This is a genomic window from Draconibacterium sp. IB214405 (assembly GCF_033963885.1).
GTDB lineage: Bacteria > Bacteroidota > Bacteroidia > Bacteroidales > Prolixibacteraceae > Draconibacterium.
In genome coordinates, this window is record NZ_JAXBMA010000001.1 from 660506 (window position 1) to 686500 (window position 25995).

20 protein-coding genes are annotated in these 25995 nt (G+C 41.7%); 12 read left to right on the forward strand and 8 right to left on the reverse strand.

Going from position 1 to position 25995, the window contains the following annotated elements; translation table 11 throughout:
- The first annotated feature begins 2 nt into the window (after positions 1–2).
- Genes SLH46_RS02335 through SLH46_RS02345 form a run of 3 tightly spaced genes read left to right on the forward strand, consistent with a single transcriptional unit; the run spans position 3 to position 3123 of the window.
- Entirely contained in the window at positions 3–920 is a 918-nt protein-coding gene (locus SLH46_RS02335) for a glycosyltransferase family 2 protein (protein WP_320279533.1), read from the forward strand.
- Positions 913–2856 (forward strand): tetratricopeptide repeat protein, encoded by a 1944-nt coding sequence (locus tag SLH46_RS02340; RefSeq protein ID WP_320279534.1) that lies wholly within the window; start codon positions 913–915, stop codon positions 2854–2856. The genes SLH46_RS02335 and SLH46_RS02340 overlap by 8 nt, the downstream gene beginning before the upstream one ends.
- Positions 2857–2880: 24 nt before the next feature.
- Positions 2881–3123: an LPXTG cell wall anchor domain-containing protein gene (locus SLH46_RS02345; RefSeq protein ID WP_320279535.1), complete on the forward strand. Its 243-nt coding sequence runs from the start codon at positions 2881–2883 to the stop codon at positions 3121–3123.
- Between the two features lie 74 nt (positions 3124–3197).
- On the opposite strand, the gene gltX is transcribed toward SLH46_RS02345, so the two are convergent.
- Positions 3198–4724 carry a glutamate--tRNA ligase gene (gltX, locus tag SLH46_RS02350; protein ID WP_320279536.1) on the reverse strand — a complete coding sequence of 509 codons (1527 nt, stop codon included), beginning with the start codon at positions 4722–4724 and terminating at the stop codon, positions 3198–3200.
- Positions 4725–4922: 198 nt separating this feature from the next.
- Here gltX and kbl point away from each other — a divergent pair, with 198 nt between their 5' ends.
- Entirely contained in the window at positions 4923–6110 is a 1188-nt protein-coding gene (gene kbl / locus SLH46_RS02355) for a glycine C-acetyltransferase (RefSeq protein ID WP_320279537.1), read from the forward strand.
- 63 nt (positions 6111–6173) lie between these two features.
- Here kbl and SLH46_RS02360 read toward each other — a convergent pair whose 3' ends face one another.
- The 4 genes from SLH46_RS02360 to SLH46_RS02375 form a co-directional block, all read right to left on the reverse strand.
- Positions 6174–6701 (reverse strand): hypothetical protein, encoded by a 528-nt coding sequence (locus tag SLH46_RS02360; RefSeq protein ID WP_320279538.1) that lies wholly within the window; start codon positions 6699–6701, stop codon positions 6174–6176.
- Between the two features lie 165 nt (positions 6702–6866).
- Positions 6867–9461, reverse strand: a complete 2595-nt coding sequence (locus tag SLH46_RS02365; RefSeq protein WP_320279539.1) for a beta-mannosidase — start codon at positions 9459–9461, stop codon at positions 6867–6869.
- Between the two features lie 221 nt (positions 9462–9682).
- A complete protein-coding gene (locus SLH46_RS02370; protein WP_320279540.1) occupies positions 9683–9871 on the reverse strand; it encodes a YgaP family membrane protein in 189 nt (62 codons plus the stop codon).
- 156 nt (positions 9872–10027) lie between these two features.
- A complete protein-coding gene (locus SLH46_RS02375; protein WP_320279541.1) occupies positions 10028–11224 on the reverse strand; it encodes a phosphoglycerate kinase in 1197 nt (398 codons plus the stop codon).
- A 614-nt stretch (positions 11225–11838) separates the two neighbouring features.
- On the opposite strand from SLH46_RS02375, the gene SLH46_RS02380 reads away from it, so the two are divergent.
- The 8 genes from SLH46_RS02380 (at position 11839) to SLH46_RS02415 (ending at position 23205) form a co-directional block, all read left to right on the forward strand.
- On the forward strand, positions 11839–12963 hold the full coding sequence (locus tag SLH46_RS02380) for a DNA polymerase III subunit (RefSeq protein WP_320279542.1): 1125 nt from the start codon (positions 11839–11841) through the stop codon (positions 12961–12963).
- 167 nt (positions 12964–13130) lie between these two features.
- Positions 13131–14399: a PSP1 domain-containing protein gene (gene ricT / locus SLH46_RS02385; protein WP_320279543.1), complete on the forward strand. Its 1269-nt coding sequence runs from the start codon at positions 13131–13133 to the stop codon at positions 14397–14399.
- A 65-nt stretch (positions 14400–14464) separates the two neighbouring features.
- Entirely contained in the window at positions 14465–14935 is a 471-nt protein-coding gene (locus SLH46_RS02390; protein ID WP_320279544.1) for a gliding motility lipoprotein GldH, read from the forward strand.
- Positions 14936–14979: 44 nt separating this feature from the next.
- The gene (gene trmB, locus SLH46_RS02395; RefSeq protein ID WP_320279545.1) at positions 14980–15720 is read left to right on the forward strand and encodes a tRNA (guanosine(46)-N7)-methyltransferase TrmB; all 741 of its coding nucleotides are present in this window, start codon (positions 14980–14982) and stop codon (positions 15718–15720) included.
- 60 nt (positions 15721–15780) lie between these two features.
- Positions 15781–16104 (forward strand): MGMT family protein, encoded by a 324-nt coding sequence (locus tag SLH46_RS02400; protein ID WP_320279546.1) that lies wholly within the window; start codon positions 15781–15783, stop codon positions 16102–16104.
- 230 nt (positions 16105–16334) lie between these two features.
- The gene (locus tag SLH46_RS02405) at positions 16335–17450 is read left to right on the forward strand and encodes an Mrp/NBP35 family ATP-binding protein (protein ID WP_320279547.1); all 1116 of its coding nucleotides are present in this window, start codon (positions 16335–16337) and stop codon (positions 17448–17450) included.
- Positions 17451–17766: 316 nt separating this feature from the next.
- The gene (gene porW, locus SLH46_RS02410; protein WP_320279548.1) at positions 17767–21465 is read left to right on the forward strand and encodes a type IX secretion system periplasmic lipoprotein PorW/SprE; all 3699 of its coding nucleotides are present in this window, start codon (positions 17767–17769) and stop codon (positions 21463–21465) included.
- Positions 21466–21648: 183 nt separating this feature from the next.
- Positions 21649–23205 carry a T9SS response regulator signal transducer PorX gene (locus SLH46_RS02415; protein WP_320279549.1) on the forward strand — a complete coding sequence of 519 codons (1557 nt, stop codon included), beginning with the start codon at positions 21649–21651 and terminating at the stop codon, positions 23203–23205.
- Between the two features lie 221 nt (positions 23206–23426).
- Here the strand turns inward: SLH46_RS02415 and SLH46_RS02420 are convergent, their stop codons facing one another.
- The 3 genes from SLH46_RS02420 to SLH46_RS02430 form a co-directional block, all read right to left on the reverse strand.
- Entirely contained in the window at positions 23427–24275 is an 849-nt protein-coding gene (locus tag SLH46_RS02420) for a damage-control phosphatase ARMT1 family protein (protein ID WP_320279550.1), read from the reverse strand.
- A gap of 138 nt (positions 24276–24413) precedes the next feature.
- Complete coding sequence (locus SLH46_RS02425; protein WP_320279551.1) at positions 24414–25169, reverse strand: ABC transporter ATP-binding protein; 756 nt, start codon at positions 25167–25169, stop codon at positions 24414–24416.
- Positions 25166–25906 (reverse strand): MlaE family ABC transporter permease, encoded by a 741-nt coding sequence (locus SLH46_RS02430; RefSeq protein WP_320279552.1) that lies wholly within the window; start codon positions 25904–25906, stop codon positions 25166–25168. The genes SLH46_RS02425 and SLH46_RS02430 overlap by 4 nt, the downstream gene beginning before the upstream one ends.
- Positions 25907–25995 lie beyond the last annotated feature (89 nt).

Sequence of the window (25995 nt, forward strand, 5' to 3'; positions counted from 1 at the left end):
ATATGAAACTATCTGTTGTCATACCATTGTTTAACGAAAGCGCGGTGTTGTCGCTGCTGATAAACGAAGTGCACCAAAATTTGGTGGCATTGGGCGAAGCTTTCGAAGTGGTGTGTGTTGACGACGGAAGTGCAGACGATACACTTCAGCAGCTTCTCAAAATGAGAGCCGAGAAACCAGAGTTGAAAGTGGTATCGTTATCGAGAAATTTTGGATTGCAGGCTGCCATTGCTGCCGGTTTGGAATATACCAAAGGCGATTATGTGGTGGTAATGGACGGCGATATGCAGGATCCGCCGGAGCTGATAAAAGAACTTTATCAAAAAATACAGGATACTGAAGGCGATGTAGTTTCGGCAGTTCGCTCGGAGCGTGGTGAAAAATTGAGCAAGCGCTTCTACATTAATGTGTTCCATAAGGTTTTCCGGAATATGTCGGAAGAGCAACAGCTGGAACAGGCGGGTAACTTTTGTATTATGAGCCGCAGGGCTGTTTCGGCAATTTTAAAATTTACCGAGCAAAACCGTTACTTCCCGGGTATCCGGAATTTTATCGGTTTTCAGCACGATACCATTGTTTACGAACGTCCGGACAGAGCAGAAGGTGTAGCCAAAATGACCAGCAAAAAGTTGTTTTCACTGGCTGCCGATGCCATTTATTCGTTCTCGAAATGGCCGATAAAACTGTGTTTGTATCTGGGATTGCTTGGTGTTATGGTTTTCTTACTGGCGATTGTTTACACGCTGATTTCAAAATTTACAGGACTGGCTCCAACCGGTTGGTCGTCTACCTTTTTGGCAATCAGTTTTTTTGGGTCGGTGCAGCTTACTTTTTTGGGGCTCATCGGCGAATATATTTACCGCATTTACAAAGAGGTGCAAAAGCGCCCGGTTTACCTGGTGAAGGAGGTTTATGAATAAATTAGTCGACATATTAACTGCACGCAATGTGTTTCGCATCAGCTTATTTGTGGTTGCTGCGATACTGCTGTCGTTAGCGCCAAAGGCTGCCGTTAATGTCGATGAAATGTTGCACTATCCGCACGCCAAAAAAGTGGTGAACTGGTATTACACCGGAGGAAAAGATGCTTCGTGCCTTGATACTCCTGTTGACAACTTAAAATATTACGGTCAGTCGGTTGATAACCTCACAGCGCTGATCAACCGCGTGTTCTCCATCGAAAATGAGTTCTTAATACGACATTTTACAGGTGCTGCATTTTTCTTTTTACTACTTCTGTTTGCCGCTTTGCTTGGAAAAGAGCTAACCGGTTCATACTGGGTAGCGGCAACTGTAGTTTTATCGTTAATGCTTACGCCACGTTTGTTCGGGCAGGCATTTGGCAACTTAAAAGATATTCCGTTTGCAGCCGGTTATATTGCCGGAATTTATTTCATAGTGAACTATCTAAAACAATTTCCGAAAGTGAACTGGAAAACAGTGATCGGTCTTGGATTGGCCATCGCTTTTACCTGTTCGGTGCGCATTGGCGGATTAATCCTTTTTGCTTACCTAGGATTGGGGATTGTGGTTCTTATTCTTTCGAAGCCTTTTTTACTTAAATATATCGTTTCAACTAAATCTTGTTTTGTAAGGTTAATGGGCCAGTGGCTTGTAATAGTGCTTTCAGGGTATTTCCTCGGACTATTATTCTGGCCCTATGCCTTGCAGGATGTGGTGCGTCATCCGCTCGAAAGTTTGTCGGTAATGGAGCATTACAAAATTAGCATTAAACAGTTGTTCGAAGGGGAGGTATTCTGGAGTTCATCGCTGCCATGGCATTACCTCATAAAATGGATTTTGATAGCAACACCCGAGTTTATTTTGCTTGGGACTCTATACTTTGTAGCCTTTTTAACCTATAAATTTTCTAAACCGTTAAGCGAACAACTCATTATTGAGTTGTTCGTCTTTTTTACATTACTTTTCCCGGTGGTGTATGTAATTGTTATCGGATCGAACCTGTACAGCGGGATGCGTCAAATGTTATTTGTTATCCCGGTGTTGGTTGTTTTAGCGGTAAGCGGGCTTTTTCAGTTTCTAAAATTTAATATTAGTAAGAACGTTAAAATTCAGGCTGTAGCACTATTTTTTGTATTGATGCTGTTACCGTTTCAACACCAGGCGAAAACTTTTCCGGCAGATTATATTTATTTCAACATTATTTCGGGCGGGAATAAAGCTGCATGGAGTAATTATGAGTACGATTATTATTTCCATGGGATGAAGGAGGCGACTGATTATTTAATCTCCGAAATTGGAGAGCAAGAAGCAAGAGTTGCCATGAATTGCCAGTTGCCTAATTATTTCGAAAAAATACCAAATATCGATTTCCAATATACGCGTTACCTCGAGCGTAGTTCAGCAGATTGGGATTATGCACTGTTTGGAGTGAATTATATTCATCCGTATTTGCTAAAGAACGATACCTGGCAATCGACACGAATTGTTAAAACATTCTATCACAAGGGTAATCCGTTGGTAGTGTTGTTGGAAAGGCAGTCGAAAGATGATTATAAAGGGATCGACTTGTTGAAACACCTAAAATGGGATGAAGCCGAAACATTATTAAAAAAGGAATTGGAAGCCGATCCTAATAATGTTTGGATGTTTGTAAATTTGGCGAATTTGAAACTGGCACAACGCAAGTATGCTGAGCTCGACCAATTATTGGATAAAGGCAGGGCAATACATCCTTATTATGAGCCGTTGTATTTGCTCGAGGCGCAAAAATTCTTTGATCAGGGGAAGTTTGAAGAAAGTTATGCTGTTTTAAACAAGTTGATCGCAGTGAATCCGCGCTATAAAAATGCGGCACCGCTATTGAAGAAAGTAAGAGAGAAATTAAATAAATAATACAAATATTTAAAATTAAGTGAGATGAAAAAAGTAATTGCAATGATCGGAGTGTTCATTTTGAGTTTACCAACAATGTTAGTTATGGCGCAAGACCAGGGAACTTACATTGACAACTTGGGAGCTCAGGACAGTTCGTATTTGGAAGAAGTTCCATTGGCAGGTGCGGAACAAGCTTCAGGAAACTCAACAGTAATCATTATTGTTGTGGCTGTAGTTGTTATTGCAGCGGCAGTTTTCTTTTTTATGAAGAAAAAGAAAAAGTAATTCGACGAAAAATCTGATTACAAAAAAACCGGCTTGATTAAGGCCGGTTTTTTTATGGTATATAGTTGTGTCATTTATATCTTTTCGATCGCTGTTTTTATACGGGCAATACTTTCTTCTTTACCCAGCAGCTCGCAAATTACAAACAGATCAGGGCCCATGTTTCCTCCAACAAGCGCCAAACGAAGTGGATTCATAATCGCACCAAATCCCCATTCTTTTTCAGTCATATATGCAGAGAAAACTTCTTTTATTGCATCAGCTTTCCAGTTTTCAACCGTTTCAAAAATAGTTGCGATTTCACTTAACTGGCCTGAAGTATTTTCTTTCCAGCGTTTTTTTACTGTTTTTTCGTCGTATTCTGTTGGAGCCACAAAAAAGTAGCTACTCTGGTCCCACAGCTCGGCAACAAATTCGCAACGTTCTTTAATTTCGGCTACTACTGCATTTACTTTTTCATCAGAAGCTTCCACTCCTTTTCCAGCCAATAACGGTTTGAATAACTCCGATAGCTCTTCAACCGATTTCTGTTGGAAATAATGTTTGTTGAACCATTTGGCTTTTTCCGGATCAAAACGTGATCCCGATTTCACCACGCGCTCAAGACTGAAGATTTCTCCTAGTTCTTCCAACGAGAAGAATTCCTGTTCTGTTCCCGGGTTCCAGCCCAGAAGTGCTAGCAGGTTGATAAACGCCTCAGGGAAATAACCATCTTCACGGTAGCCGCGCGAAACATCACCTGTTTGTGGATCAGTCCACAACAATGGAAATACCGGGAATCCCAGTTTGTCGCCATCGCGTTTGCTGAGTTTGCCTTTCCCTACCGGTTTTAAAATCAGTGGTAGGTGTGCAAAACGAGGTTTTGTTTTTTCCCAGCCCAACGCTTTGTATAACAAAACGTGCAACGGCATAGATGGCAACCATTCTTCCCCACGGATAACGTGCGAAATATCCATTAAATGATCGTCAACCACATTGGCAAGGTGGTAAGTTGGCATTCCGTCCGATTTAAAAAGAACCTTGTCGTCGAGACTTTTTGTGGTGTTAAAAGTTACGTTGCCACGAATCAGGTCATCTTCTGTAACGTCGGTGTCAGCAGGCATTTTAAAACGAATTACATAAGCTTCGCCTGCTGCTATTTTTTGCTGAACTTCTTCTTCCGATAAGTTGAGCGAGTTATTCAGGTTGTCGCGTGTGCCAATTCCGTACGAGAAAGTTTCTTTGTTGGCTTCGGCATCTTTACGTAGGGTATCGATCTCTTCAGGAGTGTCAAAAGCATAATATGCCCAACCGCTTTCTACCAACTGATCGGCATATTTTTTATACAGCTCTTTTCTTTCACTCTGACGATATGGGCCAAAATCGCCAGCAATTCCCGGACCTTCAACCGGTGTTAATCCGCACCAATTCAGGCTTTCAATAATATAATCTTCGGCACCCGGAACAAAACGGGTTTGATCGGTATCTTCAATTCGGAGTATAAATTCGCCACCGTGTTTTTTTGCAAACAGGTAATTAAATAAGGCTGTCCGAACGCCGCCCATATGTAACGGCCCGGTTGGACTCGGGGCAAATCGTACCCGTACTTTTCTTTCGCTCATTGTTCTTTCTTTATTTTGGCGCAAAGATAAGAATTTAGTTTTCAGTGGCAGTTTGTTGTACTTATAATCAATAGGCGATAGGCAAAAAGCAATGTAGAATTTGCCTATTGCCAGTTCACTTTCATATTCTGCCTTTTATCAATGTTTTGTTTTGCAGTATTCTGTTACTTTGTGACACAAAAACTAACAATTAATGTCATGTACGGAAAAATTAAGAACGACCTGAGAAATACCCTTGAAGAATTAAAAGAACAGGGATTATATAAAAGCGAGCGGATTATTACAACTTCGCAAAGCTCTGAAATTGCGGTGTCGACCGGAGAATCGGTGCTGAATTTTTGCGCCAATAATTACCTGGGACTAGCCAATAATCCGGAGGTGGTTAAAGCTGCACAGGATATTATGAATGATTGGGGATTCGGACTTTCATCAGTACGTTTTATTTGCGGAACACAATCTATCCACAAAGAGTTGGAAGAAAAGGTTTCTGAGTTTTTGGGAACCGAAGACACGATTTTATACTGTGCCTGTTTTGATGCCAACGGTGGAGTTTTTGAGCCACTTTTAGGTGCCGATTCGGCTATTATTTCTGATGAGTTGAACCACGCTTCGATTATCGATGGGGTGCGTTTGTGTAAAGCACAGCGTTTCCGTTACAAACACTCTAATATGGATGAGCTGGAGCAGTGTTTGAAAGATGCATCTGGCGCGAAATACCGTTTAATTGTTACTGATGGTGTTTTCTCGATGGACGGCGATATTGCCAACTTGCCTGACATTGTTAAGCTGGCAAAAAAATACGATGCACTGGTAATGGTTGATGATTCGCACGCAACTGGTTACATTGGAAAAACAGGTCGTGGTACTGCTGAACATTACGATTTATTGGGTGAAATAGATATTATAACTACGACTTTCGGAAAAGCCATGGGTGGTGGAAACGGCGGTTGTACATCTGGCCGTCGCGAAATTATCGACATGCTGCGTCAGCGTTCGCGTCCGTATTTGTTCTCGAATACTTTGGCGCCGGCAACAGTTGGGGCAACTATGAAGGTTATCGAAATGCTTTCGGGTGGAGCTGACCTTCCAGCCAAAACAATGGCAAATGCCGATCGTTTCAGAACGAAAATGGAAGCTGCCGGTTTCGATCTGGTAAAAGGTGATACCGCTATTGTTCCGGTAATGGTTTACGACGAGCCACTGGCTATAAAATTCGCCGACAAACTGTTAAAAGAAGGCGTTTATGTTATCGGATTCTGTTTCCCGGTTGTTCCTCGAGGAAAAGCAAGGATTCGGGTTCAGCTTTCGGCAGCACACTCTTTCGAGGAAATTGACAGGGCTGTTGATGCCTTCACCAAGGTTGGTAAAGAATTGGGAATTATTTAAATAATGAAATTCAGCGGGTGAGTTTAAAACATAGATTAAACTCACCCGCTGAATGCTTTTACGCTATTTTATCCCCCGAATGGATTGTGTTGAAATATCCTGACCAATTTTATCTGCTGCTTTTTTGAATTGCGCGGCTGTGATTGCCTCCACAAAAACACCAATTGATCCACCGGCATTGTGAATTCCAAATTCCGCAATCGCATTAAATTTATCTTCTTCGTCCCGTTCCTCCCGGAAAATAGCTGAAAAATTTTCACTTCTGATTCTTGAGATATCAATGAATTTTATGGAGAAAAAACCTTCGGTTCCCTGGTAATAATAAGTTTTGTTTTTCGGATTGTAAGTGGCTTTGGTCATGGTTTCGTGTTTGGGCTTTTCCTTCATGTACTTTCCTTCCTGTTGCGGAAAAATCAAAAGTAACTTGTAGCTGCCTTCATTGAGGTGTTTAAAGCTCACTTTTCCTTTTTCGCCCGTAGCCTGAAAAGCGATCAGCTGGCCTCCCTTTTCAAGATACACTTCGGTGTTCTCGGCCGGTTTGCCAATAAAAATATTCAGAATGCTAAAAAAGAGTACAACAAATAAGTTCATATTGAGCTTAAAGTTGGGGAAATTGGAGTTGAATAAGAATGAGGGTGTGGATTTGTTTTAAACAGCGGGATGTCAACAAAAGGAAAGTCATGTTGAGCGAAGTCGAAACATCTCGTATGTTAAGATTCTTCGACTTCGCTCAGAATGACTATCAATAATTATTGATTAAAAAGCATCATCCAAAGTGCGGATGCTTAATACTTCATTCAGTTTTTCTTCCGAAATATCAGTTTTTAAATTGATCGATACCTTTTCGTTTGGCAGCAGATCAAAGTAGTTATCTGAGAAGAAACCTTCTTCGTCGCCAATTTCCAGGAACAGATTTTTAGCCAGTTTGTCGGTTTTTAATACAATATCAAAACCGTTATCTGCTTTTGTAATGGCGTACTCAACCTGTGGAGCTTTAACGCTCAGGTTTTTAAATGGCAGGAAGTAGTAATTGTTTTTCGAAAGTACTTTACCATTTTCAACTAACTCGGTTGTAAATACAACGTTTTTCAGATTTCTCCTGTATTTGTAACGCCACTCGTTTTTGTTTACATCAAAATAATCATCGCTTGAATTCGCCGGAATATCAACCAGGTGAGCTTCTTCCCAAATTACCTGTCCGTCGAAATCAACCATTTGCATACGTAATTCAGCGTTAATCGGCTCCAAACGATCGTTAACGATACCCACTTTAAATTTAATTCCTTCTTCGTACGGGCTAACCAAAACCTGGCTAAATCCTTTTTTCACGTAGTATTGCAGTGCTTTCCATTTTTGGTAGTAATCGGTTGAACTCCACGAAGCCACCGGCCAAACATCATTGATCTGCCAGTACAAACTTCCCATACAGAAAGGCATTGCGCGTCTGTGTCCTTCCAATCCGAATTTAATACCGTCGGCTTGTAACACATGGTTTACATACAGGAATGATTCAAAATCTTTTGGTTTTTTATATTCCTGAAGCATGTAATATTCAATGGTTCCGTTACCGATCGAAGAGCGTTGGTGCGACTCCATCACTTCCGAGTAAATATCGTAATCTTCCGGTTCAGCATATTTTCGTACTGAAGCCATTTCAGGGAAACTCTGGAATCCATATTCGCTCATAAAACGCGCCAGGTGAGTTGCGTAGGTGCTGAACGGTTCTTTTCCCCACCAAACACCCCAATAGTGTTCGTCGCCATTTACAAGGTCGGCCTGTACGCCCATGCCCGATGATGGGCTTGATCCCCAGTAACTGCGCGAAGGATCGTATTCATCAACCACATCAGGCAGTGTTTTATGGAAAATATCAACATAAGCCTGCCACACTTTTTCAGGTATATCGTCGCCCTGTTCTTCGGCAATTTGTTTCCAGCCCCAGGTGTTCCAGGCAGTAAGAATTTCGTTGTTTCCGCACCACAGTGCAATACTTGGGTGATTGCGCAGGCGTTTTACATTGTCAATCGCTTCGTATTTAATGCTTTCAAGAAACTCAGGATTATTCGGGAACATGGCGCAGGCAAACATAAAGTCTTGCCAGATCAGAATTCCGTTTTCATCGCAGAGATCGTAGAAAATATCGTTTTCGTAGATACCACCACCCCAAATACGCAGCATATTGTTGTTTGCATTTTTGGCATTTTCAACCACCTTGCGGTAGTTTTCGTCGGTAACGCGTGGCAGGAACATATCGTTCGGGATGTAGTTGGCACCTTTCATAAATACCGGATGCCCGTTTAATTTAAAATAGAACGAAGTACCATCATTGTCTTTTTCGCGAACCAACTCCAGTGTGCGAATACCAAGGCGTGTATCTTCAGAAACAGTGCGGCCTTTTACATCCAAAACTCCTGAAAGATTGTATAAATGTGCTTCGCCCAAACCGTTGGTCCACCAAAGTTGCGGGTTGGCAATTTCAAAATCAACCGAATATTTGTTTACGCCCGGAGTTAAACTAATCGGACTAGAAGCCAGTGCTTGTCCGTCGTTATTAATCGAAATTGTTGCGTTTCCTTTTTTTACCGCATCTACTTCGAAAACAGCAGTAAATGTTGCTTTTTCATCAGAAACTTCGTGCTGAACGATTTGCAGGTTTTCAATCGTCGCTTCGTCCCATGCTTTTAGGTAAACCGGTTTCCAGATTCCGCTGGTTACCAAACGCGGACCCCAGTCCCAACCAAAATGATAACCGGCTTTACGTATATAAATGCTCACGCGTTTGTTGTCTTCCACTTCGCCACGTTCTGCCTGGTCGTTTTCTCCACCCGGATAAACAAATCCGTTGGCATCGTATTTTTTCAATCCTTCAACAATTGGCGAACGGAAAACAATATGGATTTCGTTGTCGCCTTCTTTTAACAGGTCTTTTACATCAACCTGCCACTCGCGAAACATATTATCGGCCGAAAGTACTTTTTCTCCGTTTACCGAAACATCGGCATAAGTGTCGAGTCCTTCAAAATCAAGAACAACTTTATCGCGATTCAAGATTGATTTGTCAGCCGTGAAAGTGCTTTTGTATTCCCAGTCAACCTTGTCGATCCATTGCTGATCCAGTTCATTCAAACGATAAAAAGGATCTTCAATTTTTTCGTTGGCCAGTAAATCGGTGTGAACTGTTCCGGGAACCGTTGCGGGCAACCATTCATTCTCTCCAACCTGGTTGAAAGTCCAGTTGGTGTTTAATTCTTTCTGTATCATGAGGTTTGAGTCGGTTTCATTAGTTGTACATGCTACCGAAAAAAGCAAAGCAAAAATGGCCAGAAGCGGCCAGCGGTTAATTGAATTCATAGTATAACAGTTTATTAGTTTTCAAAATTGATAAAATCAGCAGGAATAACCTAGCGATAAGCCCTCAAATATATTCAAAATTATAGTTTTTAGGCAGCTTTACGTATAAAATACAATAAGAAAAATGCGGACAAGAATTTTCAATTCAGCATGTTTTGAAATGTGTGCTGTTAATTTGGATATAGAAGACTAAACTAAAACGGGCAAAACCGTTATTCCGTTTATTTGTCCTTACCGGTTGTAGAAATGTTTAAAGGAAAATACAGGGGACAGACTTTAAAAAGCCCGGTGGCCAAAGGAACAATGCCAATCAATCCCCACCAACTATCGAAAATAACACCGATTATAGCGATTATCAGCCCAACAATTATTCGTAATAACCTGTCAATCGATCCAACATTACTTTTCATTTTTATCCTGTTTAAGTTTGTAGTGAAACAATTGGATGGGAAGTTATGTTCAGGATTGTATTTTATAAAAAAAGCCTGATCCGTAAACGAACCAGGCTCTTGAAAATATTGTATCCTTCTTATTAGTTCCTCCTTTTAGGGAAGAGAGAAGGGTTATTATTCGCCGCGAACTGCTGCAATACCAGGAAGAACTTTTCCTTCTAAATATTCCAACAATGCACCACCTGCTGTTGAGATGTAAGAAACTCCGTCGGCAAGACCGAATTTGTTAACAGCAGCAACTGAGTCGCCACCACCAACAAGCGAGAATGCACCGCTTTTAGTTGCTTCAACAATAGCATCGCCAATTGTTTTTGTACCGGCAGCAAAGTTTTCCATTTCGAAAACACCTGCAGGACCATTCCAAAGTACAGTTTTTGAGTTACCAATTACTTCTTTGAATGTTTCAATAGTATCAGGACCAACATCTAATCCCATCCAACCGTCTTTAATATCGCCGGCAGCACAAACTTCAATGTTTGCATCGTTGGCAAATTTATCAGCTGCAACACAATCTGAAGCAATTACCAGGTTCACACCTTTTTCCTTTGCCTGGTCAATAATTTTCTTTGCCAGTTCTAAATAATCATCTTCGCACAACGACGAACCAATGTTTCCGCCCATCGCTTTAACAAAAGTAAAGATCATACCACCACCAATAATCAGGTTGTCAACTTTACCCAACATGTTTTCGATGATTGTAATTTTTGTAGAAACCTTAGCACCACCCATAATTGCTGTTAAAGGACGTTGCGGATCGGCAACTACTTTATCAAGGCTGGCAACTTCGCTGTCTACCAGGTATCCAAACAATTTATCGTTCGGGAAGAATTTAGCAATAACGGCTGTTGAAGCGTGCGCACGGTGAGCAGTACCAAAAGCTTCCATTACCCAGCAATCGCCGTTTTCGGCCAGTTGCTTAGCGAATTCTTCATCACCACCGGTTTCTTCCTTGTGGAAACGCAGGTTTTCCAACACTAAAACTTCTCCCGGCTGAACGGCGTCTGCCATCGCTTTTGTTTCTGCTCCAATACAATCAGGTGCAATTTTTACAGTGGCGCCTCCCAGCAATTCCGAAAGGTGTCCGGTCAGGTGTTTTAATGAGAATTTATCTTCCGGTCCGCTTTTAGGACGGCCAAGGTGAGACATGATAATTGGTGAACCACCGCCTTCAATTACTTTTTTAATTGTTGGAAGTGCGGCACGCATACGTGTATCGTCGGTAATCTCGAAGTTTTCGTTTAAAGGCACGTTAAAATCAACGCGGATAAGGGCTCTTTTCCCTTTAAAATCGTAGCTGCTAATAGTTTGCATGATATTATATTTTTAATGTTTTTTGAAAAAATCAACCAAAGATAAAAATTAATAGCACGAAAAAACAGGGGAATTTTCACGCCTTTCATAATTTAATGTTGCGGTAAGATAAAGCGGAATGTTGGAAGGGGTGAATGTTGAATATTAGAGTGGGGAATGATAAGTCGTTGAATATCGATTGCGGATTAACGATTTTCGATTGCAGAAGTGGGTAGCAAGTTCTCAGTTTACAGTGGCAGTTAGCACTTCAACAATTTTACAATTTAACAGTTGTAACAAAACCTAATGATTCCTATGTGCCTATTGTGGTTTAGTTCTTAGAGTTTAAAAGTTTTTACCACAAAGTCGCACAAAGAAGGCACAAAGCCACGCTAAGTAGAAAAAGCTCGTGGCTAACGGCTCATAGCTCGAAACTCGATTGAATAACTATTGTAGATTAACGATTTTCGATTGCAGAAGTGGGTAGCAAGTTCTCAGTTTACAGTGGCAGTTAGCACTTCAACAATTTTACAATAGAACAATTTAACAGTTGTAACAATACCTAGTGACTCGAAACTTTGCCAACTGTATTTTGCATATTGCCAACTTTCAGAATTAAGTACTATTTTTGGCTTATGTTTTTCAAAGACGTAGTAGGACAAGACAATATAAAAAGCCGCCTAATCCGGTCGGTTCAGGAGCAACGAATCAGTCACGCACAATTATTTTCCGGTCCGTCGGGAACCGGGAAGCTGGCCATGGCTTTGGCTTATGCACAGTATGTTTCGTGCAAAAACCGAGGCGAAACCGATTCGTGCGGAACCTGCCCGTCGTGCCATAAATACCAAAAAATGGCGCACCCCGATTTACATTTTGTGTTCCCTATTTTTAATGCCAAACAGTTTAATAAACCGGTTAGCGACGATTTTCTTCCGCTATGGCGCGAGAAGGTTTTGTCCAATCCGTATTTTGAACTGAGCGACTGGTTGAGCCATATCGATGCCGGAAATGCACAAGGCGAAATTTACGAACGCGAAAGTGAGTCGATCTTGCGAAAACTGAACCTCAAATCGTTTGAATCGGAGTTTAAAGTGATGATTATTTGGTTGCCCGAAAAAATGAACATCGCCTGTTCGAACAAGCTCTTGAAAATGATTGAGGAGCCGCCCAGCAAAACACTTTTTATTCTGGTTACCGAAAACGAGGAAGGTGTGATCGGAACCATTCGTTCGCGGGCGCAATTGGTAAAGTTTCCGTTTGTCGACAACCAATCTATACAAAATGCTTTGCTGAAAATAGAGGGTGTTGATCCGGAGATCATTCCGGATGCGGTTCACCTGGCTTCGGGGAGTTACCTGAAAGCGCTCAGCTATTTATCGCCGTCGGAAGATGAGCAGTTTTATTTCCAGAAATTTCAGGAAATGATGCGTTTTGCCTACGCCCGGCAAGTAAAAGATATGATCGACTGGGCCGATGAAATGGCAAAAATTGGCCGCGATAAACAAAAAGCCTTTTTTGCAGCTGCCCTGCGGTTGGTGCGCGAGTATTTTGTGTCGAACATGAAACGCAGCGAAATTGTGTATATGAACCGCGCCGAAAAAGACTGGGGCAAAAAGTTCGCGCCTTTTATTAACGAACGCAATATTGTGGCTTTTGCCGATGAATTTGAGCTGGCGATAAAACACATCTCAATGAACGGAAATCCGCGTATTGTTTTTATGGATACCGGTTTGCGCATGGTGCGCTTGATAAAACGGTAGTTCTTACATCGTTCTGCTTCCCTTTTTAGATTCATTTTAAAAACCAAGCCACTAGCTATCAAATTGCTATTAATCATTACTTTTGTGAGTTATTTAGTTATCTTGGCATTGCCGGATAAATCGGGCTTTTGGAGAAAGTTTGAAAGCCGGGGACTTAAGCCTAAAAAATGAAAGAAGTAAATACCACAGATAGAGGAGTTTGTCAAACGAAGGTTGGTAACTGCGGGAAACTGCAGGTTACCGATTGGCTTGGCGATGTGCAGCCTGCTTACAAAGGCGAAGACATTGTTGAGGTGCGTTTTAAAAATACCCGAAAAGACTACTATAAAAACGTAAATAATCTAAAACTTAAAGTTGGCGAATTGGTGGCCGTTGAAGGAAATCCTGGTCACGACATTGGTATTATTTCGTTAAAAGGGGAGTTGGTGTTTGAGCAAATGAAACGCCACAAAGTAACCCTGAACAACGGCGAGTACCGTAAAGTGTACCGCCACGCCAAACCGGTTGACATCGACAAGTGGAAAGAAGCTATTTCGCTTGAACACGAAACCATGATCAAGTCGCGGCAGATTGTAAAGGATCTGGGATTGGATATGAAAATTGGAGATGTGGAATTTCAGGGCGATAAAACCAAAGCCATTTTCTATTACATCGCCGACGGACGAGTTGATTTTCGCCAACTGATTAAAGTACTGGCCGAAACTTTCCGCATCCGCATCGAAATGAAACAGATTGGTGCACGCCAGGAAGCCGGTCGAATTGGCGGAATAGGTCCTTGCGGACGAACACTTTGCTGTTCAACGTGGATGAGCAATTTTGTGTCGGTAACCACCAATGCGGCACGTCATCAGGAGATTTCGCTGAATCCGCAAAAACTGGCCGGGCAATGTGGTAAATTAAAATGCTGCCTTAATTTCGAGGTGGATGCATACATTGATGCACAAAGAGATTTCCCGCCAAATCATATTCCGCTCGAAACGGAACACATGACCTACTCATTCCTGAAAGCCGATATTTTTGGTGGAATTTACTGGTACGCACCACGCGGCGAAGGTCCCGGAACACTGGTTGCGGTTCCTGTAAAAAGGGTGAAAGAGGTGTTGCGTTTAAATCGTAACGGCAAAAAACCGGAAAAACTGGTGATTGAAAAATACGATGCCGGAACACAAAAGAACGATACCTTCCACAATGTGGTGGGACAGGAAGATTTGGATCGATTTGATCGGGCAAAGAAAAGTAGCCGGACGAAAAAACGTAGCAATCGTCGTAATCCAAATCGGGGCCGAAATCAAAATCAGCCAAAAGCACAGGGGCAAAATCAAGACCGCAAACAAAACAATAACCAGGAACGGGGCCAAAATCGTGGATCGAATCAAAACCGCGGGGGCAGCCAAAACAGGCGATCCAATCAAAATCGTAACCAAAACCGTGATTAAATAAAACAACTTACGTTTTACTGCGTTTGATTTAGTGATCTTTTGAGGAATAATAGTTGAGTAGAATGAATCGTTTTTTTCAGAGTATACTTTTTGCGGGAATTGTGGTGGTAATGGCAGCATGTGATTCGCACAGTGTTTTCGATCGATATAAACCCATTAACAAAGACGTTTGGAATAAGGATTCGGTGGTGGTATTTAATGTGCCGGTTACCGATACACTTCAAAATAATAACCTTTTTATCAATGTTCGAAACACGGTAGATTACCGCTACAGTAACCTTTGGCTGTTTGTTACCATTGAACAACCCGGTGGCGAAACGATTAAAGACACCTTCGAGATGGTGCTGGCCGATCCATCGGGGAAATGGCTGGGCGAAGGTTTTGGCGGATTAAAAACCCGGGAGGCAATTTACCGGCGCAATGTGTTTTTTCCTAACTCGGGCGATTACACAATAAGTTTGCAGCAAGGCATGCGAAACGATGAACTAAAAGGAATTTCCGACGTGGGGGTGCGTGTGGAAAAAGTCAAATAGAATATCACGTAATTTTATAAATATCAACAGTTTATTTTTTAGAGGTGGGAAAAGGAAAGCTGAAAAAGTTTGATGAAATGCAAGGCTTCGAACATGTTGTTCAGGCGCCGTTTCATAAGGTTGGTCACGACGATTTTCATTTAAAAGGAAAATGGTCGGCTGAATTTTTTAAAAACGATCAACCAATAATTTTAGAATTGGGGTGTGGAAAGGGTGAATATACCGTTGAGTTGGCCGCATTAAATCCAAACATCAATTATATTGGTGTCGACATTAAAGGAGCGCGGTTGTGGAAAGGTGCCAAACTGGCCTTTCAGCGCGAAATGAACAATGTGGGATTTTTGCGTACTAACATCGAATTGATTCCGCAGTTTTTTGATAAAGACGAGGTGGATGAGATCTGGTTGACTTTCCCTGATCCGCAGATGCGGAAGGCCCGGAAACGTTTAACATCGACAACTTTTCTGAATAAATACCGGACTTTTCTGAAACCCGGCGGAGTGGTGCATTTAAAAACCGACAGTAATTTTCAGTACAATTACACGCTGGAAATGGCGAAACTGAATCAATTCGAAATATTGGCCGAAACCGATAATTTGTACGAATGGGAAGGACTGACCGAAGTCTTAAAAATTCGCACCTTTTACGAAAAACAGTGGCTCGACCGCGGAATACCAAGTAAATACCTGGCATTTATTCCACACGACGGCGAATACATCGAGCCAGAAATTGATATTGAACGCGACGAATACCGGAGTTTTGGGCGTAGTGCACGAGATTTATAAGGATATAGTAGGCAGTATTCAGTCGCAGTTGGCAAAGACTAAAATTCAAATATTCCAATCGTGAGTGATTTTTTTAACCAGGTTTACGAAGTTGTAAAACAAATCCCGCCGGGACGCGTGACATCGTATGGTGCTATCGCTGCCAGTCTTGGTTCGCCGGGAGCTGCACGAATGGTTGGGTGGGCAATGAATGCCTGTCACTCGCACGACGAATACGTGCCGGCACACCGGGTAGTAAACCGCAATGGGCTGCTAACCGGGAAACATCATTTCGATAATCCAAATGCCATGCAGGAACTGCTAGAAGCGGAAGGATTAAAACTTGATGGCGACAAAATCCTCGATTTCAAAGAAAAATTCTGGGATCCGATGACGGAATTGTAAAGGAGCAACTCTCCAGATTCCAATCCCGTAGGGACGAAACCACGGTAGCACGGGAAATGAGAAAATAAATAAGTGCCGTAGGTACGAAACATTCCCATCACGGAGAATAAATTTAAACGAACAAAAGATCAAAATAATAATCAAAACATTTCCGTCTTTAAACTGTTCATCTAATTGCAATTATTAAATTTGCAACTTCAAAAGTTATTCAAAACAGTCAAAATCTTAAAATGGCAGATATACCAAGAAAATTAATTGTTCCCAAAGATGTTACCGATGCCTTGCGCACCGTAAAATATCCGGGAAGCGAAGAAGATGTGGTGCAACTCGAAATGCCACAGGAAATCCGCATTGCCGGACAGCGAATCAGTTTTTCGCTGGTTTTCCAGAAAAGCAACGATCCGAATATTGAAACCCTTGTTCTGGCTTGCGAAGCGGCCATCAAAAAATATGTAGGCGAACAGGTTGAAATCGAAGACAACATTGCCGTGAAATTTATTCACGATATGGAACGTCCGGTTTTGCCTAACGTTAAAAACATCGTGGCCATTGCATCGGGTAAAGGTGGAGTTGGTAAATCAACTGTTGCCGTAAATACCGCTGTTGCACTGGCAAATAGTGGTGCAAAGGTTGGCTTGCTGGATGCCGATATCTTTGGCCCGTCAATTCCAAAAATGTTTGGTGTTGAAGGCGAACGTCCGGCAGGTGTAAAGATCGACGATAGAGAAATGATCAACCCGCTGGAAAAGTACGGAGTGAAATTTCTGTCGGTGGGCTTTTTTGTTGATCCCGACAGTGCCATAATCTGGCGCGGTCCAATGGCATCGAATGCATTAAAGCAGTTGATTTCGGAAGGGAACTGGGGTGAGCTGGATTATTTACTGATCGACCTGCCTCCGGGTACCAGCGATATTCACCTGACTTTGGTACAAAGTGTTCCGGTAACAGGTGCCGTAATTGTAACTACTCCGCAAGATGTGGCTTTGGCCGATGTGGTGCGCGGAACCAGCATGTTCCAGAGTAAATCGGTTGATGTTCCTGTGCTTGGATTAGTGGAAAATATGGCCTGGTTTACACCGGCTGAACTGCCCGAGAACAAGTACTACATTTTTGGAAAAGAAGGTGGTAAAAAACTGGCCGATAAAATGGGCTTGCCGTTGTTGGGGCAAATTCCAATCGTTCAAAGTATTCGAGAAGGTGGCGACGAAGGAACACCGGTAGCTGCCAACGGCGATACCATTACCGGAATGGCCTTTGCCGATGTGGCTGATAAAGTGAAACACCGTGTTCATGTGCGCAACATCCAAATGGCACCAACCAAAAAGGTGAAAATTTCCAGAAAATAAACCCAAAAAGGAGGCTGTATAAAAAGTTAGTTAGAACGTCATTCTGAATTCATTTCAGAATCTGTTAAATTCGGTTTCAGTTTGCTTGAAGATCCTGAAACAAGTTCAGGATGATGAAACAAAAACGAATATACAGGCTCCTTTTTTCAGGACCATTTTCCCTAAAAAATGCTTTATTTCTGCCTCCGGATAATTAATTCTGCTGCACATGCATTTTTTCTTATTTTTGCAGCGTTTACAAAATGCAACAATTCAGGTTCTGCAGGCAATAATCTTGTAATTCCTGAGTTTATTCAATGAGTTAACAAAAAACTGCTTGAAGAAACGATTTTTACATACCATATTTCTATTCTTATTGGTTTCGATTTTTGCCGGCTGTTCTACTGAAAAAAATACCCGAGCATCACGAACTTTCCATAATGTTACTTCGCGTTACAATATTTATTTTAATGCCAACGAGGCAGTAAAAGAGGGTGTTGCAACGGTTGAAGAACGTATTGAAGACGACTTTACCCGAATTTTACCCATCTATAAAGAAAGTGATCCGTCAACGGTTCGTTTGGTAAAATCGGATATGGATTATGCGGTTGTAAAATGTTCGAAACTCGTCGAGATTCATTCCATTACCAAAAAACCAAAACGAAAAAAAGGTGGTGGTTCGCGTAAATACCAGGAATTTGCCAGCCAGGAAGAATTTAATAAATGGATTGATGACAGCTATTTGTTGATGGGGAAAGCCTATTTCTACCAGCATAACTATTTTGCTGCTATCGATAATTTCTCGTATGTGGTACGTAAATATCCAGATCAGGAAACTGCCGATGAAGCGCAGGTTTGGCTAATTCGTGCCTACACCGAACTGGAGCGTTATATTGAAGCTAACGAAGTTATTCAGGCCATTCAGGCATACGATGATTTCCCCAAAAGTTTGGAGCGTGATTTTGCTGTTGCAACGGCGTACTATCATATGAAACAATTGGAGTACGACAACGCAATTCGTATGCTCGACATCGCCATTAAAAAGACATTCTGGAAAAAGGATAAAGCGCGATTGCAATACATAGTGGCTCAGTTGTACCAGGAGCTTGGACAGGGCGAGGCTGCATCGGCTGCATTTAAGGCTGTAAGCAAAATGAATCCGGATTACACCATGGCTTTTAACGCGATGATTAACGCAGCAGGTGTTTTTTCGGGAGAAGGAAATACGGAAGATCTGAAAAAGCAGTTGAATAAAATGCTGCGCGATAAAAAGAATGTCGATTTTCAGGATCAGATCTATTATGCATTGGGAAATATCTTTTTCCGTGAAGGTAACCGCGATGTTGCGAAAGATAATTACAAACAGTCTGTTGCTACCAGTTTTAAAAATCAATATCAGCGTGCGTTGTCGGCAATTACTTTGGCCGATATTTATTTCGAGGACCTGAATTACCGTGGTTCTCAATCATACTATGATAGCGCAATGATTATCATCGACGAAACATATCCGAATTACGAAAATGTGTCGGAACGATATAAAAGTTTAACCAGCCTGATCGACAATATTCTTGTTGTTGAACGCCAGGATAGTTTGCAAAAAGTGGCCCAAATGCCTGAAGCCGAACGTGAAGCGTTGATTGCACGTTTGATGAAGGAAGAACAGGAACGCCAACGAAACATGGAAAACGTGGCGATGCAGGGAGCTCAAAGTCAGGGCTATTACCGTTCAAATCGTTATCGCATGGGAATGGGTAATTCCAGTGGCGGTGGTTGGTATTTCTATAATCCGCAAACCGTTTCGTACGGGCGGGTAACTTTCCAGCAACAGTGGGGACGACGAACGTTGGAGGACGATTGGCGACGATCGAATAAGAATACCATATCAGTAGAAGAAGGCGACGAATTTGCTGAAGCTGAGCCCGAGGAACAGCGTGTGGAAGATCCACTGAAAAAGGAATTTTATACACAGGATTTGCCATTGACCGATTCGCTGATGACGGTTTCACACGACCATATCCGTGATGCCTTGTACAATGCCGGAAAAATATTCAAGTCGGAATTTGAAGATTACCCGCGTTCGGCTGAGGCTTTTGAAGAACTGATAAAACGTTATCCGAACAATATTTACCTCTTGTCGGCTTATTTTGATTTGTACGACTTGTATGAATTAATGGGCGACCCGACAAAATCAAATTATTACCGCAACCTCATAATCTCAGATTATCCGAAAAGCAAGTTTGCACAATTCCTGCAAAATCCGAATTTCTTTGTTGAAATGGCGGCCAAAACGGACAGCATGAACCGTTTGTACCAGGAGACATTCAGAAATTACAAACTGGGAAGATACCAGAATGTGCTTTCGCTTACCGGACAAATGAAGAGGATGGAACCGGACAGTGTGATCCTTCCGAAAATTGATTTTATGGAAATGGTTGCCGACGGTGTTTTAACCGATGTCCATAATTTTGAAGCGCTGCTAAAAGGTTATCTGGCAGAATACCCGGCAAAAGAACCATCGCCGCTGGCAAACGAAATTCTTACTCTTATTCAGGACAGTACTTTAACCGACTACCAGAAACTTGTTGAGATGGGGTACATCAGCGAAGAGATTCAGAACGAAGAATTGCTACCTGAAAACTTCCTGGCCGATGATGAGTTTGGAGGCAAATTCAGTTACGACGAAGACTTGTTGCATTATTTTGTAATTGCCTATCCGCGCGACGAAGAAGATAATATTGATCTGAATCGTTTGAAGTTTGACATTGCCAATTACAACATTGATCACTACACAAAAATTGATTTCGATATTGAAACCGAATACCTCGATGATAAGCTGGCCTTTGTTTTGGTGCGTGCAATGACAAATAAAGAAAATGCACTGATTTATCATGGTGCGATTATTCGAAGAGCTTCGGTGTTTAAAACTTTACAGGGAATCGATTACATGAACTTTGTGATTTCGTCGACCAACTACCGGGCGATTATGGAAGAGCGCTCGACAGCCGATTACATGAAGTTCTTTGTGAAAAATTACAGCCGTTTTATCCGCTCAAACTTCTCCGACGACGAAATGGATATTTCACCTGAAGAGTTGATGGCACGCGCAGAAGCAGAAGCAAACGCGTTAAACGAACGTGGTACTTTTGTTACGGTTAAAACAGGCGCCGGAGGACTTTATGATACAGAAGTTGATACCACTCAGAATTTTGTAATTGCGGTGAAAGACAAAGGATTGTCGTTGCGTCCGTTATTGCGCGGATTTGCCGACTTTAACCGCGACCAGTTCAGATCATGGAACCTGGCACTGCAGTTAAAAGAAGTGGGCGACTACCAGTTACTGGTTGTGCATGGAATTCCTGCATTAAACGAATCGATGTCGTATTTCCGCAGGGCAATTACCACGCGTAGTTTGTTTGAGCCGCTTGGGCAATCGACTTACCGCAACTTCCTCATTACGGATGTGAACCTGCAAACTTTACTCGACGAGAATAAAGTGGATGAATACATCACGTTCTTCCGTAGTAACTACATTCAACGAAGAGCTTCAAGTACATCAAGCAGTTCAGAGGGGGAAACAAGTACGCAAACGCAACAAGCCACCACAAGCGAAACAACAACAGCAGTACCGGTTACTGAACCTGAAGTTGCCGTTTCTGTTGACGGACCGTATAACCAGGAGATTTCCGGGGCGCACCGTATTGTTTTTGTTGTACCAGCAACCGGAATTGACAAGACTTCATTTATTAACGGTATTCAGCAATACAACCAGTCGAACTTCGCCAATTCAGGATTTACTATCACTGAACAAGAGCTTGATGGAGTGCGACATCTGATTATTGTTAACGGAATTCCTGATCCGGAAACGGCTCGTCAGTATTTTAGTGTTGTTGTAAGTAACCGCGATCTTTTTACTCCGCTCGGAACCGCACAATATCGTAACTTCCTGATCTCCGATGAGAATTTTGATATTTTCCTTCAGGAGAAGAACATTACCGAGTACATGGATTTTTATAAAGCGGTATACCTCAATAAATAACAGGTTCGTGGTTTAACAGGCATCAGTTTAATTTCTCACTTTTCTGCATTCGCAACATAAAACAGAACTCTTAAAGTTTGTTAAGTGCATACTTTAACGGCATCTTTTTTGTTCTTATATTTAACTAGTAAGGATTATTGGGAAGAGTAGAGAGCAGAATCAGAAAACAAAAAAGAATTGCAAATGAACAAACCAAAAATACTGTGGACAGACGACGAAATCGATCTGTTGCGCGCACACATTATATTTTTACAGGAAAAAGGTTACGAAGTTGAAACTGCTACCAATGGCCTCGATGCCATTGAAAAGGTGGAAGCCGGCTACTACGATATTATTTTTCTTGATGAAAATATGCCCGGTTTAACCGGTTTGGAAACATTGACAAAAATAAAAGATGTTTCGCCCAATGTACCGGTGGTGATGATCACCAAAAGCGAAGAGGAAAATATTATGGATGAGGCAGTTGGTGCTAAAATTGCCGACTACCTGATAAAACCGGTTAATCCGAAACAAATATTACTTACGCTAAAAAAGAATATCGATCAGAAACGACTGGTTACCGAGCAAACCACATCGAAATACCAGATGCAGTTTGCACAAATCGGTATGAGATTAAACGACCGATTAACTTTTGACGAGTGGAAAGATATTTACCGGCAGCTGGTGTATTGGGAACTGGAACTCAGCGAGTCGGAAGATTCGGCCATGGACCAGATTCTTACCATGCAAAAAGAAGAGGCTAACAAAGCTTTCTTTCGTTTTGTAAAAGAGAACTACCAAGATTGGTTTACTGCCGATTTTGAAGACCGCCCGATGTTGTCGCCCGATATTTTTAAACACCGTGTATTTCCTCACCTGAACGACGGGAAAAAAACCCTGGTGTTGGTTGTCGATAATCTTCGATACGACCAGTGGCGGATTTTAAGTCCCGAGATTAATGCTTATTACCGCACCGTAACGGAAGAGTTGTATTGTGGAATTTTGCCCACTGCAACCATGTACGCCCGTAATGCAATGTTTGCCGGTTTAATGCCTTCGGAGATTGAAAAGGTGCATCCGCAATTGTGGCTCGACGATGATAATGAAGGTCATAAAAACAGAAACGAAGAGGAGTTATTGCGAAAACAATTAAGTCGTTTTGCCCGCAAAGAAAGCCTGTATTTTGAAAAGGGATCGGGTGCCAAAAAAGAGCGCTGGGTAACCGATAATCTGAATTATATTCTAAAAAGCGACCTTTCGGTAATGGTGGTGAATTTTGTGGATATGATTTCGCATGCACGCACCGAAATGGATATGATTCGCGAACTGGCGAACAACGAAAAAGCTTACCGTTCGTTAACGTTAAGTTGGTTTAAAAACTCGTCGTTACTGGAGCTGCTGAAGGCGTTGGCCGAAGAAGATGTTCGGGTAATAATTACTACCGATCACGGTGCAATTAGGGTTGATAACCCGGTTAAAATTATTGGCGACCGAGAGACCAACACCAATTTGCGTTACAAACTGGGTAAAAACCTGAATTTTAAATCGAAGAATGTATTTGAGATTCGCGATCCGCGAAGCATTTATTTACCGTCGCGAAATGTAAGCACCAGTTATGCTTTTGCGCAGGGAACCGACTTTTTCGCTTATCCGAATAACTACAATTATTACGCTAATTATTACAAAGATACTTTCCAACACGGTGGTATTTCAATGGAGGAGATGATTATACCGGTAGTTACTTTGGATCCTAAAAAGTAGATTAATAAAACACGAAGGCACAAAATTGAATTTCGAATGATGATTAACGATTTTTGATTGCAGAAGAGGGAAGAGAGTTTGCAGCTTTCAGTCGCAGTTTTAGTATTACAATTTCACAATAGAACAATTTGCGTGTCAACTAAAGCTTAGGTTGCAAAATAATCTATTGTGTCCTATGTTTTTCTTGTGTTTCAAGACTTTTGGGCTTTGAGTCTTTGCGTTTAGCTTTTACTCCGTTTTACCACAAAGTCCCCTTTTTCGGCACCAACTTTTAGTCCGATAACAGGGCATTTTATCATTAGCAGGTAGAACAGGCGTGGATCGTTTTCGTCCATCAAGCCTTCGAAATTGCCCATGCCTTTTGAAATAATCAGGTCGGCTGAATTGTAGATTTCAAGAAACTCTTTGCTAACACGGTGGAGTAGTGTGGAAGGGGCATCGTCGCCGTTTGTAATTAACCTGGCGACTTTGTGTAAACCTACTTCTGTGGCTTCATTTAAAGTGGCGTCATTCAAAATTGGTTGATCGCGAACCGCAACAGTTACATTTGGGTGGTCAATGGTTTCCAGAAAAAGTTTGTCCATTACAATTTCGCCAGAATTGTCGCACAGATATAAAATGCTTTTGGCCTTTATAATTGCTGTTTTTAAGGCATTTGAGTTGTCGATGGCAAATTGGGTTTCAAATACCTGCTCGATTGTTTCATCTACATCAAAACGGTGCGTTGGTCCAAAGTCGATGATGTTTCCGGCAATGGCGTAACGCAGCGCCGTATCAAATTTATCGTCCGACTCTTCCACTTTTTTCTTAAACTCACTGTAACGACTTAAGAGTGCCTGATTACTTTCTTTTTTTTCAGCGGCATACGGATCTTTTACTTCCGATTCTTTCTCCAGTTCTTTTAAAATATTGCGGGTAATTTCAGGTGAATAACTGTTATCAAGATCGATTCCGGCAATGCGGGAAATGGCCTGACTAACAATTGTATTTCGTTTTTCCTCTGCAATTTCATATTTATCCATACGTTTTTGCAGCCCTTTAACCTGGCAAATAAGGCATTCGTAGTTCATGCTAAAAAGTTTGAAGTCGGAAGTCAGAAAACCGAAGTTCTGGTTCCGAAGTTTGAAGTAAAGGTAGAATAAGTTTAAATTCTTCGGGAATTTAAACTTTTAATGGTTTATGAAATAAGGATGAATTAATTTGAAGTTTTACTGCCCCTTTTTCATTTGCGCATAAAGTTTATTGGCAAAAATAAAGTCTTCCAGTTTTTGATTACCCGAATTTAAAATCTCATGTTTGGTACCTTCCCATTCCTTTTCACCTTGCGAAATAAACAACACCGATTCACCAATTTCAATTACAGAATTCATATCGTGGGTATTGATAATGGTGGTCATCTCGAACTCTTTGGTCAGGTTCTGAATTAGTTTATCGATTACCGTAGCGGTTTCAGGATCGAGGCCCGAGTTGGGTTCGTCGCAAAACAAGTATTTCGGATTTAACGCAATGGCGCGGGCAATGGCCACACGTTTTTGCATTCCACCACTAATTTCGCTGGGCGAAAGTTTAAACGCATGTTTTTCGATGTTCACATGATCGAGGCAAAAATCAACACGCTTTTGTTTTTCGGCCGAACTCATTTCTGTAAACATTTCGAGCGGAAAACGAACATTGTCTTCCACCGAAATACTATCAAATAAAGCGCCACCCTGAAACACCATGCCTACTTCGCGACGCAGCAGTTTGCGTTCTTTTTCATTCATTTGGGTGAAGTTACGGTCGTTGTACCAAATCTCGCCACCGTCAACCTCAAAAAGGCCCAGTGTTGATTTTAGCAAAACCGTTTTTCCCGATCCGCTTCGGCCAATAATCAGGTTGGTTTTCCCCTGCTCAAAAACGGTTGAAATGTCTTTCAGCACCGTATTTCCGTCGAAGGTCTTTATTATGTTTTTAAGTGTAATCATGTTAATAACAGGCGGGTTAAAATTAAGTCGAAAAACAGAATTAGGATGTTGGTGTTAACCACGGCTTTTGTACTGGCTTTACCCACTTCAAGCGCACCGCCCTGCACGTAGTAACCGAAATACGCAGGTACCGACGCTACCAAAAATCCAAAAAACAACGATTTTATAATCGAGAAAGTGATGTAATACGGGTAAAACAGCCACTGAATTCCTTCAATGTATTCAGGAATGGTGATTACACCGGCAATGGGGCCGGTTACCAAACCACCAAGCAAACCAAAAAATACACTGATGATATACAGAAACGGAAAAATAAATACCACCGCAATTATTTTGGGCAGAATAAGAAAACTGGCCGAGTTGACCCCCATAATTTCCAGCGAATCGATCTGTTCGGTAACCCGCATGGTCCCTATTTCAGAGGTGATATTCGATCCCACTTTTCCGGCCATAATAAGTGCCAGCATGGTTGACGAGAATTCGAGCAGCAGCGTATCGCGTGTACCCAAACCTACCAGCTCCGATGGATAAATAGGATTTGCCATACTGTAGGCAAACTGGATCGTCATAATTCCTCCAATAAATATGGAAATGATAATAACGATACCTACCGAATTTACCCCAAGGTTATCGATCTCGTGAAACAATTGCCTGAAATACAGTTTGTGTTTCTCTGGCCGGGCAAACACGCGTTTCAGCATCGAAAAATAACGGCCAATATGAAAGAAAAAACCCATTGTTTAAAGTTTCGTTGCTTAATGTTGTCGGCTAAAATTACAACTTAATACTGGGAATCAAAATTTTTGTGAATTTGAATCCAGCTGAG

What these genes read in the sequence shown, in the direction of transcription:
- SLH46_RS02380 (WP_320279542.1), top strand. Translation starts at nt 11,839, where the DNA reads ATGTTTTTCAAAGACGTAGTAGGACAAGACAATATAAAAAGCCGCCTA.
- SLH46_RS02405 (WP_320279547.1), top strand. Translation starts at nt 16,335, where the DNA reads ATGGCAGATATACCAAGAAAATTAATTGTTCCCAAAGATGTTACCGAT.
- SLH46_RS02430 (WP_320279552.1), bottom strand. Translation starts at nt 25,906, where the DNA reads ATGGGTTTTTTCTTTCATATTGGCCGTTATTTTTCGATGCTGAAACGC.
- gltX (WP_320279536.1), bottom strand. Translation starts at nt 4,724, where the DNA reads ATGAGCGAAAGAAAAGTACGGGTACGATTTGCCCCGAGTCCAACCGGG.
- SLH46_RS02345 (WP_320279535.1), top strand. Translation starts at nt 2,881, where the DNA reads ATGAAAAAAGTAATTGCAATGATCGGAGTGTTCATTTTGAGTTTACCA.
- SLH46_RS02335 (WP_320279533.1), top strand. Translation starts at nt 3, where the DNA reads ATGAAACTATCTGTTGTCATACCATTGTTTAACGAAAGCGCGGTGTTG.
- SLH46_RS02375 (WP_320279541.1), bottom strand. Translation starts at nt 11,224, where the DNA reads ATGCAAACTATTAGCAGCTACGATTTTAAAGGGAAAAGAGCCCTTATC.
- SLH46_RS02340 (WP_320279534.1), top strand. Translation starts at nt 913, where the DNA reads ATGAATAAATTAGTCGACATATTAACTGCACGCAATGTGTTTCGCATC.
- SLH46_RS02390 (WP_320279544.1), top strand. Translation starts at nt 14,465, where the DNA reads ATGAATCGTTTTTTTCAGAGTATACTTTTTGCGGGAATTGTGGTGGTA.
- SLH46_RS02425 (WP_320279551.1), bottom strand. Translation starts at nt 25,169, where the DNA reads ATGATTACACTTAAAAACATAATAAAGACCTTCGACGGAAATACGGTG.
- SLH46_RS02420 (WP_320279550.1), bottom strand. Translation starts at nt 24,275, where the DNA reads ATGAACTACGAATGCCTTATTTGCCAGGTTAAAGGGCTGCAAAAACGT.
- SLH46_RS02365 (WP_320279539.1), bottom strand. Translation starts at nt 9,461, where the DNA reads ATGAATTCAATTAACCGCTGGCCGCTTCTGGCCATTTTTGCTTTGCTT.
- kbl (WP_320279537.1), top strand. Translation starts at nt 4,923, where the DNA reads ATGTACGGAAAAATTAAGAACGACCTGAGAAATACCCTTGAAGAATTA.
- SLH46_RS02360 (WP_320279538.1), bottom strand. Translation starts at nt 6,701, where the DNA reads ATGAACTTATTTGTTGTACTCTTTTTTAGCATTCTGAATATTTTTATT.
- SLH46_RS02415 (WP_320279549.1), top strand. Translation starts at nt 21,649, where the DNA reads ATGAACAAACCAAAAATACTGTGGACAGACGACGAAATCGATCTGTTG.
- ricT (WP_320279543.1), top strand. Translation starts at nt 13,131, where the DNA reads ATGAAAGAAGTAAATACCACAGATAGAGGAGTTTGTCAAACGAAGGTT.
- SLH46_RS02370 (WP_320279540.1), bottom strand. Translation starts at nt 9,871, where the DNA reads ATGAAAAGTAATGTTGGATCGATTGACAGGTTATTACGAATAATTGTT.